The 13,974-nt window shown below is 36.7% G+C and carries 18 protein-coding genes; 4 read left to right on the top strand and 14 right to left on the bottom strand.

Annotation, left to right across the window (positions count from 1 at the left end; translation table 11 throughout):
• Positions 1–76: 76 nt before the first annotated feature.
• The 9 genes from ACH0CI_RS07055 to ACH0CI_RS07015 form a co-directional block, all read right to left on the bottom strand.
• Positions 77–1,540: a sensor histidine kinase gene (locus tag ACH0CI_RS07055; RefSeq protein WP_406901129.1), complete on the bottom strand. Its 1,464-nt coding sequence runs from the start codon at positions 1,538–1,540 to the stop codon at positions 77–79.
• The gene (locus ACH0CI_RS07050) at positions 1,528–2,205 is read right to left on the bottom strand and encodes a response regulator transcription factor (protein ID WP_335706797.1); all 678 of its coding nucleotides are present in this window, start codon (positions 2,203–2,205) and stop codon (positions 1,528–1,530) included. Before ACH0CI_RS07050 ends, ACH0CI_RS07055 begins: the two co-directional genes overlap by 13 nt.
• A gap of 7 nt (positions 2,206–2,212) precedes the next feature.
• Complete coding sequence (locus ACH0CI_RS07045; RefSeq protein WP_406901128.1) at positions 2,213–2,986, bottom strand: ABC transporter permease; 774 nt, start codon at positions 2,984–2,986, stop codon at positions 2,213–2,215.
• A gap of 13 nt (positions 2,987–2,999) precedes the next feature.
• The gene (locus ACH0CI_RS07040; protein WP_406901127.1) at positions 3,000–3,827 is read right to left on the bottom strand and encodes an ABC transporter permease; all 828 of its coding nucleotides are present in this window, start codon (positions 3,825–3,827) and stop codon (positions 3,000–3,002) included.
• The gene (locus tag ACH0CI_RS07035; protein WP_406901125.1) at positions 3,824–4,549 is read right to left on the bottom strand and encodes an ABC transporter ATP-binding protein; all 726 of its coding nucleotides are present in this window, start codon (positions 4,547–4,549) and stop codon (positions 3,824–3,826) included. Before ACH0CI_RS07035 ends, ACH0CI_RS07040 begins: the two co-directional genes overlap by 4 nt.
• A gap of 63 nt (positions 4,550–4,612) precedes the next feature.
• Positions 4,613–4,876 (bottom strand): YesK family protein, encoded by a 264-nt coding sequence (locus ACH0CI_RS07030; protein WP_102813530.1) that lies wholly within the window; start codon positions 4,874–4,876, stop codon positions 4,613–4,615.
• Between the two features lie 67 nt (positions 4,877–4,943).
• Complete coding sequence (locus ACH0CI_RS07025; RefSeq protein ID WP_406901123.1) at positions 4,944–6,023, bottom strand: DUF4030 domain-containing protein; 1,080 nt, start codon at positions 6,021–6,023, stop codon at positions 4,944–4,946.
• Positions 6,007–6,534, bottom strand: coding sequence for an RNA polymerase sigma factor (locus ACH0CI_RS07020; RefSeq protein WP_406901121.1), 528 nt, complete (start codon positions 6,532–6,534; stop codon positions 6,007–6,009). The genes ACH0CI_RS07025 and ACH0CI_RS07020 overlap by 17 nt, the downstream gene beginning before the upstream one ends.
• Before the next feature lie 149 nt (positions 6,535–6,683).
• Positions 6,684–6,995 (bottom strand): hypothetical protein, encoded by a 312-nt coding sequence (locus ACH0CI_RS07015; RefSeq protein WP_335706792.1) that lies wholly within the window; start codon positions 6,993–6,995, stop codon positions 6,684–6,686.
• A gap of 564 nt (positions 6,996–7,559) precedes the next feature.
• Between ACH0CI_RS07015 and ACH0CI_RS07010 the strand changes: the two genes are divergently transcribed.
• The 3 genes from ACH0CI_RS07010 to ACH0CI_RS07000 are packed head-to-tail and all read left to right on the top strand — an operon-like array spanning position 7,560 to position 8,780.
• Positions 7,560–8,042: a DUF2975 domain-containing protein gene (locus ACH0CI_RS07010; protein ID WP_071272491.1), complete on the top strand. Its 483-nt coding sequence runs from the start codon at positions 7,560–7,562 to the stop codon at positions 8,040–8,042.
• A 29-nt stretch (positions 8,043–8,071) separates the two neighbouring features.
• Positions 8,072–8,551: a DUF2975 domain-containing protein gene (locus ACH0CI_RS07005; RefSeq protein WP_016766552.1), complete on the top strand. Its 480-nt coding sequence runs from the start codon at positions 8,072–8,074 to the stop codon at positions 8,549–8,551.
• Between the two features lie 10 nt (positions 8,552–8,561).
• A complete protein-coding gene (locus ACH0CI_RS07000) occupies positions 8,562–8,780 on the top strand; it encodes a helix-turn-helix domain-containing protein (RefSeq protein WP_004434885.1) in 219 nt (72 codons plus the stop codon).
• Positions 8,781–9,050: 270 nt separating this feature from the next.
• Here the strand turns inward: ACH0CI_RS07000 and ACH0CI_RS06995 are convergent, their stop codons facing one another.
• From ACH0CI_RS06995 to ACH0CI_RS06985, 3 genes are all read right to left on the bottom strand, one after another.
• A complete protein-coding gene (locus tag ACH0CI_RS06995) occupies positions 9,051–9,470 on the bottom strand; it encodes a GNAT family N-acetyltransferase (protein WP_335707776.1) in 420 nt (139 codons plus the stop codon).
• A 231-nt stretch (positions 9,471–9,701) separates the two neighbouring features.
• Positions 9,702–10,313 (bottom strand): DUF421 domain-containing protein, encoded by a 612-nt coding sequence (locus ACH0CI_RS06990; protein WP_335707777.1) that lies wholly within the window; start codon positions 10,311–10,313, stop codon positions 9,702–9,704.
• 106 nt (positions 10,314–10,419) lie between these two features.
• Positions 10,420–11,262 carry a LysR family transcriptional regulator gene (locus ACH0CI_RS06985; RefSeq protein WP_406901119.1) on the bottom strand — a complete coding sequence of 281 codons (843 nt, stop codon included), beginning with the start codon at positions 11,260–11,262 and terminating at the stop codon, positions 10,420–10,422.
• Between the two features lie 117 nt (positions 11,263–11,379).
• On the opposite strand from ACH0CI_RS06985, the gene ACH0CI_RS06980 reads away from it, so the two are divergent.
• A complete protein-coding gene (locus ACH0CI_RS06980) occupies positions 11,380–12,123 on the top strand; it encodes an SDR family NAD(P)-dependent oxidoreductase (protein WP_335707779.1) in 744 nt (247 codons plus the stop codon).
• An 83-nt stretch (positions 12,124–12,206) separates the two neighbouring features.
• Here ACH0CI_RS06980 and ACH0CI_RS06975 read toward each other — a convergent pair whose 3' ends face one another.
• Complete coding sequence (locus tag ACH0CI_RS06975; protein ID WP_406901118.1) at positions 12,207–12,923, bottom strand: nucleotidyltransferase domain-containing protein; 717 nt, start codon at positions 12,921–12,923, stop codon at positions 12,207–12,209.
• Positions 12,924–12,985: 62 nt separating this feature from the next.
• Positions 12,986–13,927 carry a sugar phosphate isomerase/epimerase family protein gene (locus ACH0CI_RS06970; protein WP_406901117.1) on the bottom strand — a complete coding sequence of 314 codons (942 nt, stop codon included), beginning with the start codon at positions 13,925–13,927 and terminating at the stop codon, positions 12,986–12,988.
• Positions 13,928–13,974 lie beyond the last annotated feature (47 nt).

Raw genomic sequence — 13,974 nt, 5'->3', positions numbered from 1 at the left:
CCAAAGGAACATGTACATTTCTTTCTTACTTACCCTTTTTGGAACTCTCTTTTTTGAGGGTTCTTTTTTTACGCATTTACTCTTTCCTTATCGGAAGAACAATCTTAAATAATGCCCCTCCCGTCTCTTTATTATCGACCGTGATGCTTCCTCCGTGGTTTTTCACAATGGAATGAGCAATATAAAGACCTAGCCCTAAGTTTCCGTGGTCGCTTGTTCTTGATGCATCTTCTCTGTAAAACTTTTTAAACACCTGCTCTTTGTTTGATAACGCAAAGCCGGGACCCGTATCATGTATTTCAAAGATTACTTCGTTATGATGAATGACGATATTCCACCCTATCTCCCCTCGTTCAGGCGTGTAGCGAATACAGTTTGTAATGATATTATCTAGCACTTGAGAAATACGCTGAGGATCTCCGTAAAATTGACTTGATGCTTCTGTTTCACTAACCGAAGGTAAAAAAGCAATCTCTTTTTTTTGACATAAAAGCTGAAACTCGTCTGTTTTCTCATGAACAAATGAGATTATATCGATTGGCTCTCTCTTTACGGTAAAGCCCGGATTTTCGATCACAGATACTTCTTGCAGCTGATTTAATAGCTGAATCGAACGCTGTGTATTTGTGTAAATCGTATGTAAATATCTATCGAGCCTCTCCGGATCTCTTTTGCTTCCTTCTACTAAAATTTCCGTATGTCCATGAATAATCGTAAGAGGCGTTCGTAAATCATGCGCAATCGCAGCCGTCATATCTTTGCGGTCTTCTTCTAGCTGCCACTGTTTAGATAGCGATTGCTTTAATTCTTTTCGCATTTCTTCAAAGGCATGCAGCAGCTGACTTAATTCTTTTGCGTCTTGAGTGACGGACAGCGAAAAATCTAAATTATTATGCTGAATATTTTTAGCTGCGGTCATCAGCTCATTAAAAGGCCGTTCAATTTTTTTGCTAAATCGTCTTCCAAACAAATAAGCAAACAAATAAAAGTAAAGAAACGGGCTGGCTAACGATAAAAACGTTACAAGCGCAACAATCCATTTAATATTTGGATTAGCCGAAGCCACATTTAATTGATATCTTAACGCAATCGCCCCGTTTACTTCGTCTTTTGAATTAAAAAGCGGATAGACTTTTATAATATATTTACCTGAGCGGATATTCGTATTGACCTGAGAATAAAGATCCCGTTTATTTTTTATGTATGAAGTGGACATGGATCCATACACGATTTGTCCTTCTTTATTTATAATTTGATAATCCATTCCTTCTAGCGGAATAACCGATTCTACTTGGTTTTTAGCATCTTTAGAAAGAAGCGCATCTTCTTTTTCTTTGACGAACTGAAGAATATCAGGAATTTGTTTTTCATAGTAATTTGCTGGATTCAGTGCTCCAGGCATAAGAAACCAGTTAACTGCAATCACAATTCCCCACGTTAAAAGAGTCGCAAGCAGGCTATACAGCAAAATTAAATGAAAAGATAAAACAAACTGCGCTTTTAACGTCGCCCGGTTCATCCATTTTTTTATTTTACCCATTTGTAGCCAATTCCCCAAACCGTTGAAATGTAAGGTGTTTCGTCATATTTTAATAGTTTTGCTCTAATTTTTTTCACGTGTTCTGTAATCGTAGACGAATCGCCTTCCGCGTCGAACCCCCAAACTTTTTCATACAGCTGCTCACGTGTAAACACCTGACCTGGATGAAGAGCGAGGAAATGAATAATCTCAAATTCTCTTGAAGTAAACGGAATCACTTCATTGTTATGTAAAATTTGATAGCCGTTTAAATCAATGGTTAACTCTCCAAAATGAAGCCTGTTATAGGAGTTACTATTAATTCTTTGCTCCCGGCGCAGATGGGCATAAATACGGGCTTTTAGTTCTTTCATGCTAAAAGGTTTAACTAAATAATCATCTCCACCCACTAATAGTCCTTTTACTCGGTCCTGCTCCGTTTGCTTGGCACTTAGAAAGATAATGGGGCATGATATGCTTTTTCGGATCATTTCACAAAGTGCAAAGCCGTCCATGCCTGGCATCATCACATCCAGCACAATTAAGTCTGGATTTACTTTTAGCTTCTTTAACGCTTCTTGACCTTCGTAAGCAAACACCACCTCATATCCTTCATCTTGCAGCGCATCTTTCATAAACGAAATAATGTCTTTTTCGTCGTCTACTAGTAAAATTGTTTGCTTCATCTCCAGCTCACCCTACCCATTCTTTCTTTTTCCATACGAATAGGTTTATTATAAGGCTAATAAGCAAAATTGGAAATAATAGGTTCACTAAAAATTCAGAGTTTGGCCTGCTTAATTCATGAAAAACAGAATCGGTTACGGAGAAAAAGAAGCTTAGTTTATCTGACACATACACACTTCCAATTAAAGCACCAATAGTTGCGACGTAAGATAAAATGGAATTAGGCATAAGAACACTCAGGATACTCCCGATACTAATAACCGCTATAAAGATGCAAAAACAAATGCCGTAAAATTTCAGCGAATATAGTAACGCCCCTAAAGTCCCTAGCGTATGTCCGCCTAAAAATGTGGTTTCATTTACATGAGGCATAACCATTCTTCCCAGACAAGTCCCCACCAACCACGTAATACAAAGAATAATAAAAACTAGTAAACATTGAACTGCCCACTTTACAAAAAACAGCTTCACGCGATGGTGCGGTCGAATTAGTACCATGCGCAGCGCTCCCGACGTGTACTCGCCGTTAAAACTATCTGCCACAAACATAGGAATAACAATAAACGTAATCACAAACGATAGGTCTCGAAGAAGCAGTGGTGCTGCATTTAAAGAATCAATTTTTACGTCATGAGCCGCATCAAAAAATGAAATGCCTCCCCTTTGAAAGAAAAAGAACCAACTAAAAGCAAGTAATCCTATGTACACACCTAGTACCACTGCTGTCTTTTTCCGTTTAAACGTTCGCTCTAATTCACTGACAAAAAGTCCTGTCATCATGTCTTCTCTCCTTTTATAGAAACGATTCTTTTTTTCGAATAGCTACATACGTTAAACCGCCAAAAAATAAAATATAAAAACCTAAAACGCCGACATTCCACCCTACAAACTGCGGGTTTTCTGCCATCATGACTGTAATGCCCTGCCATTGAATCATCGGTACGGAAGTAAAAAACAGCTGTCCAAAGAGCTCTTCACTCATCCACTGTCTAAACCCTCTTAATAAAGTAGGATACGAAAATGATATTAGTATAAAAGCAACCCCAATTCCAACAGCCGTAGTAGTCGTTTTGCTGATAACAGAGATAAAAAACAGCACGCAGCATATCGCAATAGTCGTCAAGTAGGCATATCCATAGAACGAAAGATTATATACTAGCGTTTCTTTTATGCTGAGAGCATGACTGTGATAAAACACAAAGTAGGTTTGCGGATGTTCAAACATCAGAAAGCCTATCACATAGCTCATGCAAAAATACGTGATAAAAAACAGTGCATTAAACAGCAGAATCACTGCGGCCTTTGCTATGATAATTTCTTTAAACGAATATGATCGTATCATGACCATTCGCAACTGTCCTGACCGGTATTCGCCGGTAACAACGAGCGTAATGAAAACTAAGAACATGGCATTAAAAACGGTAAATAACATTTCAGCTAAGCTCAGTACAGGAAAGTTTCCTGCAAACGTATACTGTGGTAAATCGACTGTGAGTGCTCCGTTTTCTTTTTGGAGATAGGATGAAGCAGCTAATAGTACTACCGGCACTAACAAAAAGGTCAGCCACGCCAATTTTCGTTTCCAAAGTCTTTCCCACTCCGCTACTAAGAGATCCTTCATTGCGACACCAGCTCTACAAACGCATCTTCAAGATTTTTACCGGATGCTAACTGGTCTAAAGCGCCGTCCCATATTAGCTCTCCTTCTCGCATCACGACAATTTGATCACATACTCGCTGTAATTCGTCCAGCAAATGACTAGAAATCAAAATCGTTTTGTTATAGTCCCGTTTTAAGGTAAAAAGCAGCTCGCGCAGTTCACGTACGCCCATTGGATCTAAGCCGTTGGCTGGCTCATCTAGTATCAACAAGTCCGGGTCGCCTAAAAGCGCTTGAGCAATGCCAAGCCTTTGCTTCATCCCAAGAGAATACGTTCGAACTTTATCATTTTCTCTGCCGGTTAATCCCACAATATCAAGCACTTCCTTTACTTTTTGCTGCCTTTCTTGTTTTGTCGAAAATGGATGCAGTCGAGCTAAATTTGTCAGGTTTTCCTTTCCCGTCATATACGGAAAAAAGATAGGTGACTCCACAATTGCGCCAACGCTTTGCAACGCTTCTTTTCTTTGTGAAACAATATGTTTATTATTAATAAAAACTTCTCCCCCGGTTGATTTAATCAACCCCGTCAACAAACGAATTAAGGTCGTTTTACCAGCACCGTTTGGCCCTAGCAGTCCGCATATTTCCCCTTGGTTAATTTGAAACGATACTTCTTTTACTAAGTGACGACGTCTTACTTTTTTCGAAACGCTTTTTACATCTAAAATGATATTTTTCATATTAAATCCCCCCTACACGTAGTATAGGAGGGATTTATAAAGAATTTATAAAGTTTATAAAAATTATTGTACAGGCTTTTTAGCTACAATATAGGATACAAGCGCGAATAAAAGCAAAAACACAGATAAAAACAAATAGCCCGCACCTTCAAAGCCTCTTATTTCTACATAGCCAATGTAAAAAAGAACGGCGGCAGCCATAACGGTTAGCATTGAAGGAATCATTCTAATGAACTTGTTCCACTTCATCTTTCTGAACAGCCAAGTTACAAGGATTACAAGTACACCTGGCAGCAGCGCAATAAGTAAAGGACCGCCTATCATCATCGTCTATCAACCTTTCAAAATATCTGTTATTGAGGAGCAGGTATAGAGAAATATTTAAGCGCTGTGTTTAATTTAGTTTTTTATTCCCTTTTCCATAAATCACAACTGTGTAAGAATCACCTTTCACTTTATTTTTCACTTCTTTTGTTTCAAGAAATTCATCGATAATTCCTTTAAGTTCATCGGCAAATTTCTTATTATCTTCGGAAACGCTTAATGAAGTGTAGATAAATACTTGTGGTTCGGGATGAACAGAATAGCCTACCATCTTTACATGATATTTCTCTTTTCCTAATAAGTCTTCACCCACATCCGTAACAATAGTTGCCCATCGATTGTCTTGGTCACGTTTCTTAAGGTTTATTTTCTTTATTTTTATGGAAGCATTCTCTGCCTTATTTTCAGCCAGAACAGAACGAATAATGGTTTTTATCTCTTCCACTCTCTTTTCTGTATTAGGAATTTCCAGCTCTACTGTTGGCGGAGAGCTAAAACTAACGTTAGCTATAAAAAAAGCATAGTGATGCTTCTCCAATTCTGTAGAAATATCAGTTTGAATCTTTTCAATTTTTTTCTCTTGTGCATTCGGTTCCGGATAGACATACGGCTCCATTCTTTCGATTTTAAACGTATAGGCATCATATTGCCTTTTGGACAAAATATTGGTTGCAATATCAGTTATGTCTCCTCGTACCTTATTAAAATACTTCTCCGACCCTTCTACCGATACAACTAATTCTTTTTTTCCTCCATAATAGATCTGTCCGACACTAGCCGTTTTATATCCCTCTTTCTCAAGCTCTTGATACAATACATCGGCTACAGGCTTTTGCTTAAAAATCTGTCCTAAATAAGGGATTTTAGCAGCCACTTGCGCCATTGCTGGAGAAACAAATGCTGAACTAATCAATGCACCGCTCAAAAGAAAAAGGGCTATACCACAATATACAATATTTCTTACAAAGTGATTTTGTTTGATAGAAAATAGATTTCTTTTAGACTTTACAGGTGGTGAAAATTCTAATTGATCAATTGTTTCTAAAAGCCTTTGTTTATGCTTTTGCTTCCTCGTTGGTTTCCAAATCAACTCCTCGTTCAATTTTTCTAGAGAATTGTCATCTATATAAGAATTAAACGGTTTCTTCATATACGTATCCATCCTTTACTAACTGCTTTCTTAAAGCAGGAATTGCTCTGAACTGCGCTGATTTCACTTTGCTTTCAGACCAGCCTAAAATGGTGGCTGTATCTTTAACGGAAAAACCTTGAACTTTGCGCAGTAAAATAACTTTACGATGTGAATCTTTGAGTTTTCCTAACGCTTGATACAGTTCTAGAGAAGTTTCCTTAAGCTCAATCATTTCTTGAGGTAAACGAGCATGATCCTTTTTCGAAAGAAGAGAATCTTTTAAAAGACTAGTAGGCTTTTGTTTTCGAAAACAATCAATCGTTACATTATGGGCAATACGAAATAACCACGTCTTTTCACTAGCGTTTTGCTGAAATAAATCATAGGAAAGATAAGCTTTTACGAATGTTTCATGGGTCAAATCTTCAGCTTGCTGATAATCTTTTACAAGAATCAAAATAAATTTTAATAAGGCGTCACTATGTTCGTCATACCAACGCTCAATCTCTTCTTTTTTCGTATTTTCCAATGTCCTGACCATCCTTTTAACTAGTATTCGTTACTTAGACGTAATTTTTCAAAAAAAGTTGTGGTTTTTATTCACAAAAATAAAAAAGCTCTCCTAATTAAGAAAGCTTTTACTATTGCAATCTATGAAATTTTTAGTTAACCAAAGGCTTACGGTTCAGAAATACCATTTGCAATCGCTAATAAAAAAATCAACCCCGAAAGCAACACAAAAAAGATGCTGTTTGCGATAATGCTAAACCACACAACGCTCGGCTTCTTCGTTCGAACTCCCAAAACTAATGCCACAATAAAGCCAATATCTATCGCAAAAAACAGCCACAGCAGAATAGTCAAATCACCCGTTTCACTTGGGAAAATTGAATTTTGGGGAAGAAGCCGATTTGCAAAAAATACAACAAACGCAGCCGCCATCAAAATAACTGTTAGTAAAATCGGCTTATTTTTCTTTGGAATACTCATTTCAAATACCTCCTAACTAAAGAAAATAATACCATATATTATTAAATAGAAATATACAGATTCCATAGTCTCAATATCAAAAAGAAAAAAGGACATAGATTTTTATTAACGGGTTCTTTTCTGAAGTGCAAAATTTAATTTCACAATGCATTTTTAGCGTGAAAGTCACACATGAATTTACGTTTTTTATTTGCTTGGTATTGCTTCTATATTTGCTATTCCCCCTCAAATTCAAGCAGGAATTCGCATACAACTTCTCCACTATGGAAATAATTATTTGAATTTAACCGTGAATTATTTAGTGAGTTTTAAGGATATTATTTATTTTAAGTGGGTTCTGATATCTTTCGTTGTTGATTTTGGAAGTTTTGTTGAAAAAGTTGTAAATTTAACCTTCTAAAGTAAGAACATTTCTTTGTATTAAGAAATGCTTTTTATTTTTTTAAAAATTAAAAGGATATTTCAATAACAACAATAATATAATAAAAAACGATAATATTTTATTGTAAAACGATAAATAATGTGTTAAATTCGTATTATTATTAAATAAGTGAGGTGTTTTTTATGAGTGTTAAACGAGGTTCTACCACTTTCTTAAAGGTAATCATTTTTCTGATTGGAATTGCAGTGCTTGCCGCATGTATATTTTTGTTGCCTGAAGCAGCCAGAAGAGATGCTGTAGAGCGTCCTGGTGATTATTCGTTATATCCACTTTTGGTATGTACATATGGAATATGTATCACATTTTCTTTGGCGTTGTATCACACTTTCAAACTTTTAACCTATATCGAAAAGAATAATGCTTTTTCTGAGTTATCTCTTCAATCTTTGAAGGTAATAAAAAAATGCACTTTCACTGTCATTTTCTTTGTTTTGTTAGCAATAGTTTATTTAAGGGTGCATGCTCAATTTACTGGTGATGATGCAGCAGGCCCAATATCTCTAGGCCTAATGGGCATCTTGGCAACAAGTATCATCGCAGCCATTGTGGACGTGTTTCAAAAACCTATAAAGAATGTCATGGATTCACAGCCAAAAAACAATTAACATTTAGAAATATAGAAGAGGTGTTTTTTATGAAGATAGCAACCACATTATTTTTGAAGATAGCAGTTATTCTCATTGGAATTCTGGTTCTCACTTTGTGCATATTTCTGGTTCCTGAACTGGCAGATGCAGTAGCGGATTTCTTAGGTATTCATTCCATAAAATATATCATTTTCATCCTTTTATATGGAGGAACATTACCTTTTTACTTCGCCCTTTATCAAGCTTTTAAGCTGTTGAGTTATATTGACAAGAACATTGCTTTCTCTGCATTGTCTGTTCGAATTTTAATGAGAATCAAATACTGCGCCCTTTCTATCTGTAGTTTGCATGTCTTGGGTTTGCCAGTCTATTATCTCGTGGCAGATAAAGACGATGCCCCAGGTCTCATATTTGTTGGAATGGTCATTCCTTTTGCTTCGTTGGTTATCGCAGTTTTTGCTGCTGTTCTCCAAAGGCTTTTGCAAGAAGCGATTAACATAAAATCAGAAAATGATTTAACGGTCTGAGGTGGAGGATATGGCAATTATTATTAATATTGATGTGATGTTAGCAAAACGAAAAATGAGCGTGACCGAGCTTTCAGAGCGGGTTGGAATTACTATGGCGAATCTTTCCATCCTGAAAAATGGAAAAGCAAAAGCGGTTCGTTTTTCAACATTAGAAGCGATATGTAAGACTTTAGATTGTCAGCCAGGCGATATTTTGGAGTACAAAAGCGACGAAGACACTCAATAATAAAAGACCATAAATTTCTTCAATCATGAGGATTAGGTATTGAAATTAAAATGAAGGGACAGCTTAATTGCTGTCCCTTCTCTGCTTTTATTGATTTTTTTAATTAGAGAACTCGATTGAGAATTATATTAATATTGGTAACAAAAAGTGTGATGCGATTTGAAATATTTGCACTTCAAAAGGGAATACGTTAGATTTTTCTACGTCCTCTTTATTATTCATTTGGTACATACTCTAAAATGTCCTTTGGTTTACAATCTAACACATAACTTATTCTAAATATTCTTCCGCTAAAGCAGGTTTTAAATACCGAGCCATACCGGTTTTCATTTTACGAAATCCCGCTTTTTTATAAAACTCTTCATTACCCGCTGTGGAAACAAGGTGAATGCAGGAAATATCATTAAGCTGAGCAAGCAGGTTTTCTATAATTTGCTGTCCAATTCCTTTGTTTTGATACTCCTTATCAATCACAACATCATAAATCGCAGCATTAAACACACCGTCTGAAAGAGCTCTGCCAAATCCTGCTATGTTGTCTTCGTCATAAGCGATAGCTACTACGTTGCTCGATTGAAACACTTTTTTAATTCTTTCTTCATTATGGTTCGTCCATCCTACCGAGCGGTAAATTTCTTTCATCCTCGACCACTCAACGTTTTCTATAGAATTGGAAAGAAAAATCTTCATATAACCCACTCCTTTTACTTTTTTATAAACTATTTCTTTTTTCAAAAACAAAAGTCCTTGGTAAATCGTTACAAGTATGTATAAGATAAAAAACATCATACATATTAGTAATGATTTATAAACGTTAATCCCAAAAAAGGTTCAAATCATCTGTGATTTGAACCTAAAACAACTATGCTCATTTACTTAATAATCATTATACGAAAAAGACGACTTTTTCTAGTGACTGTATCACTGAAGATATTTAGGATTCGGTTTAGAATGGTGCTCAATTTCTTCAAATATATCTGAAGAAGGGTTAGACGACACTTTGTTATGTAGATCTTGCGCAGGGACGCTAGTCTGAGAAAAAGATGGCATATATAATTTCATTAACTGTTTAAAGTCACCTACAGTCAACGGTTTTGCATCTTCTTGAAGTTCGTACCCTAGCTGTCCATTTGGTTCAATTGTTGCAGTTTTAACATCTTTTATAGTTGATATGCCTGCATTTCGTAATCTCATTTCTAATTGATCAGCGGTTAAACGTAATTTTTTAAGCTGCTTAGTATCTAATTGACCATTATTTATAACGATTTTAGATTTACCTGTCAGAAATTTTTCAAACCCATTAAACTTTAATTGTAAGTACTCTAAAACTAAAATAGCAAGAACAAATATAGCTGCCCCGCCAATCGCTTTTAACATACTTTTTTCAACAATGGGCTGCACGATGATGGTACCTAGAGAAAGCATAACGACTGTTTGAGCGAGCGTCATTTGAGCAATCGATTTTCTCCCCGCTATTCTTAGTAATAATATTCCCGATAAAATCAAGATTACAGATTGCCAAATAAAATTCATAATATCATCCTTTTTATTACAGTTTGCTTTTAGAGTAGGCATCTGAAAGCAAATTATTCATGTATCAAAAATTCCGTTTGCACTCCTCATACCCTAAAGACAGAATCTATAGGCTTTCTAAAAAATGACTAAACTTCTTAAGACTTTGTGAGCGCTGCTTCCCTTTCTTTACTACAAAATCAATCTGAACGTCTTCTGGAAGCTCTTGATATTGAATGCTTTTTATATCACCACGAGAATTTACTACGCTAGCCGGGACTACACTTATACCTAGTCCATCGCGGACGCCTTGTAAAATAGCTTCTAATGAATCAAACTCCATGATGCTGGCTTTATGTATATGATGTTCTCTTGAAAACGCTAATAGTCTGTTTCTATAGATGCAGTTCGCATCACTATTAATGAGCAGCGTTGGTTGGTCTTTTTCTTCTCTAGCTTCATATAGAGATGAGATAAGCACCATTTTTTCTGCATAGCGATAAACTCTTTCAAACTGAGCCTCGTTATAGGTACCGCTAAGAAAAAGTCCATCAATTTCCCCGTACGAAAGCATTTCCTGTAAGGCGTGTTTCCTATCTGTTTTTATTTTAACCTCAATATCCCGATGTTCTTTCAAAAAAGACGAGAACAAAAAAGGAACTTTAGTAGCAGAAACTGTCTGCGACGCACCAATGATTAAAGATGTTCTAAACTTATTCGGATTAACTTCTGCTTTAGCTTCCTCCATTAACAGTAAAATACGCTGGGCATAGTTAAACAAAGCTTCCCCTTCATCCGTTAACGTGACTCCTCTATTTGTGCGTGCCAGTAATTTAGTATCTAACTCTTCCTCTAATTTTTTTATGCGCTGGCTGATATGCGGTTGAACATATCCTAATACCTCGGCGGCTTTTGATAGTGATTTTTCTTCTGCCACACATTTAAAAATTCGTAAGTCTTGGCTTTCCAATTTCAATTCCTCCGCTGATATCATTTTAAATGATACCCCTCTTATTATTACCTATTATATCCTTTTTTCCATCGAAGATATAATAAAAGATGTTGAGAGAAAGGAAGGTTAAGAGAAATGAACGATTTTAAAAATAAAGTATTTATTATCACAGGCGGAGGCACTGGTGTAGGCAAAGCAACGGCTTTAAAGTTAGCTGACATGGGCGCAAAACTTGTGATAAACTACAGCAACTCAGAAAAGGAAGCTAAAAAAGCTGTGGAAGAAATTTTAGAAAAAGGAAGTATGGCTTTTGCTTTTAAAGCGAATGTAGCCAACGAGAATGAAGTGAATGAAATGATTCATCAAACGATTACACAATTCGGACGGTTAGATGGATTAGTGAATAACGCTAGTATTACTGCTCAAATCCCGATGCATGACTTAGAGTCTGCAACGGATGACGTATGGGACTCTTTATATGATGTAAACGTAAAAGGCATGTTTCACTGTGTAAAAGCAGCCGTTCCACATATGAAAAAACAAAAGTCAGGAGCGATTGTTAATGTAGGAAGTGTTGCGGGTACAACTGGAATCGGCTCTTCCATTCCCTATGCAGCAACAAAAGCAGCAATTCATACGATGACAAAATCGTTAGCGATTGCACTCGCACCCCATATTCGAGTAAACTGCATCTCTCCGGGTGCAGTCGACACAAGGTGGTGGGCTGGCAACGAAGATAAAATGTATCAGCTGGCAGGCAATCTACCTCTTCAGCGCATTTCCTCTCCTGAAGATATCGCAGATGCTATTCTTTTTCAGTTAAAGCAAGAGTCCGTAACGGGCCAAATGTTTACGATTGATAACGGGCAAACTCTTTAAACATATATGAATATTCCTAAAAAATAACCCCACTACTAGCAAAAACTAATAGTGGGGTTCTAACAAGGCTACTGATTCAACCTCTATTTCCCCAGTGAAAACCCTTCAAACAGCCGGCCTCCATGTGGTGCTAACACTTTATCCACCAGTTGAATTACTTTATCTTTATTCCCTGTTTTATAAAAGATTTCGAATGCCTCCACAAACTCTTCACTAAAGCCTTCGTTGTAGTTATTCAAAGACCGTACAATCCATTTAGAATCCCCGATCCAATGACCGTTTGTTCTTAACACAAATTCGTGCGTTATGTAAGCGAGCGTATTGGCAATAAAAAGTGATTCACCTGTATTTGCAGAACCAATTAAATCATCCAAGGCATCGCTTATAAAATACCTTTTTAGTTTAATCGTCTCTTCCGACCATTTTTCCGGGCCTTTTTCAAGTAATTGTGCAGCTTCTTTTTTTATAGACTGCACTACTCCTTTATCCGCTAAAATAATTCCCTCGGAAACCATTCTTGGCAGTGAAGGTCTAGCCCTTTTACAGTCGCTTTTAAAAAAGGCTTGGTATGAAGTCAGATTATGAGCAAAAACTTCAATGGCCCATCCACATTCAATGAATGACTCCCTAAAAGAAGAGGTAAAGCTATCATCAAAAATAACAAGATCAAGGTCGGACCTATGTGTAGCTTCGCCTCTGACTACGCTTCCGGCAAGTAATGCCCCCTGACAATTAGGATAATGCTTAGAAATAAATTGTGTAGCTGCTTGCAGCGGTTCTAACCTTTTTAGCTCTTTCATCGTATTCCTCCAGAAAATGATATATATTGTTTTTCTGGTTAGAGCGTAGAAATTCCTTTAAATTAAAAGCTAAGCGTTTGTTTTAATGCCTCAACTGAAGTTCGAACCCCTGCTTCAACTGACATTGTTAAATCTTCCATTTCTAAAGAAACTTCTTCATCATAGCCCATCATCTTAACAACAGAGAAAAACTCTTTCCACCACTGGAAATCTTGACCACAGCCTACGGCTACGTAATTCCAGGCTCTATTTGCGACATTCGTCACTTCTTTTGTTTCCATTACTCCGTTCACTCCTGATAGATGTCTCTCAAGGCGCACGTCTTTTCCATGAACATGATGAATGGCTGCTCCTAATTCTCTAGCTGACAAAATAGGATCCGCTCCCATCCAAATTAAGTGGCTTGGATCTAAATTTAACCCTACGATAGGTCCTACAGCATTACGAAGTTTAAATAACGTTTCAGGATTATAGACTAATTGAGAGCTGAAGTTTTCAAGAGCGATTTTTTCGATACCGCAGGCTTCAGCTTTCTTAACGAGCTCTTTCCAGTAGGGGATGGCTACTTCATTCCATTGATAATCTAAAATCTCTTTTAACACTGGTGGCCAGCTTACCGTATACGTAATCCAGTTTGGAATCTTGTCTTCAGGACTTCCGGCTGGTAATCCGCTCATCATGATTACTTTCTTTACACCTAATAATTTTGCCAGTTCAAAAGTTTTATCCGTTACTTCCCGATGTTCTCTTCCCAGTTCACCTGGATCTAAAGGATTTCCAGAACAGTTTAACGCACAAAGTTTGATGTTACGCTTTTCTAATGCATGTAAAAATTCACTTCTTTTATCATTACTTTCTACTAATTCATCTAGTCTCAAATGAGGTGCTGACGACCAACCCCCTGTGGTCATTTCGATCGTATCAACCCCCATCTCTTTTATTACATCTAACATTTCTTCAAAAGGCAAATGTCCTAAACTGTCTGTTACGTAAGATAATTTCATTGTCTTCTCCTCCTAAAACACCGTCTACAGATTTTAATCTCAACAAG

Source organism: Priestia sp. 179-F W1.4 NHS (assembly GCF_045369295.1).
Classification (GTDB): Bacteria; Bacillota; Bacilli; order Bacillales; family Bacillaceae_H; genus Priestia; species Priestia zanthoxyli.
The sequence above is the reverse complement of the archived record's forward strand: the minus strand, read 5'-3'. Positions and strand labels throughout refer to the sequence as shown.

Bases quoted from the DNA above. Each gene is read 5' to 3' on its own strand.
- ACH0CI_RS07055 (WP_406901129.1), bottom strand. From the start codon at position 1,540: ATGGGTAAAATAAAAAAATGGATGAACCGGGCGACGTTAAAAGCGCAG.
- ACH0CI_RS07050 (WP_335706797.1), bottom strand. From the start codon at position 2,205: ATGAAGCAAACAATTTTACTAGTAGACGACGAAAAAGACATTATTTCG.
- ACH0CI_RS07045 (WP_406901128.1), bottom strand. From the start codon at position 2,986: ATGATGACAGGACTTTTTGTCAGTGAATTAGAGCGAACGTTTAAACGG.
- ACH0CI_RS07040 (WP_406901127.1), bottom strand. From the start codon at position 3,827: ATGAAGGATCTCTTAGTAGCGGAGTGGGAAAGACTTTGGAAACGAAAA.
- ACH0CI_RS07035 (WP_406901125.1), bottom strand. From the start codon at position 4,549: ATGAAAAATATCATTTTAGATGTAAAAAGCGTTTCGAAAAAAGTAAGA.
- ACH0CI_RS07030 (WP_102813530.1), bottom strand. From the start codon at position 4,876: ATGATGATAGGCGGTCCTTTACTTATTGCGCTGCTGCCAGGTGTACTT.
- ACH0CI_RS07025 (WP_406901123.1), bottom strand. From the start codon at position 6,023: ATGAAGAAACCGTTTAATTCTTATATAGATGACAATTCTCTAGAAAAA.
- ACH0CI_RS07015 (WP_335706792.1), bottom strand. From the start codon at position 6,995: ATGAGTATTCCAAAGAAAAATAAGCCGATTTTACTAACAGTTATTTTG.
- ACH0CI_RS07010 (WP_071272491.1), top strand. From the start codon at position 7,560: ATGAGTGTTAAACGAGGTTCTACCACTTTCTTAAAGGTAATCATTTTT.
- ACH0CI_RS07005 (WP_016766552.1), top strand. From the start codon at position 8,072: ATGAAGATAGCAACCACATTATTTTTGAAGATAGCAGTTATTCTCATT.
- ACH0CI_RS07000 (WP_004434885.1), top strand. From the start codon at position 8,562: ATGGCAATTATTATTAATATTGATGTGATGTTAGCAAAACGAAAAATG.
- ACH0CI_RS06995 (WP_335707776.1), bottom strand. From the start codon at position 9,470: ATGAAGATTTTTCTTTCCAATTCTATAGAAAACGTTGAGTGGTCGAGG.
- ACH0CI_RS06990 (WP_335707777.1), bottom strand. From the start codon at position 10,313: ATGAATTTTATTTGGCAATCTGTAATCTTGATTTTATCGGGAATATTA.
- ACH0CI_RS06980 (WP_335707779.1), top strand. From the start codon at position 11,380: ATGAACGATTTTAAAAATAAAGTATTTATTATCACAGGCGGAGGCACT.
- ACH0CI_RS06975 (WP_406901118.1), bottom strand. From the start codon at position 12,923: ATGAAAGAGCTAAAAAGGTTAGAACCGCTGCAAGCAGCTACACAATTT.
- ACH0CI_RS06970 (WP_406901117.1), bottom strand. From the start codon at position 13,927: ATGAAATTATCTTACGTAACAGACAGTTTAGGACATTTGCCTTTTGAA.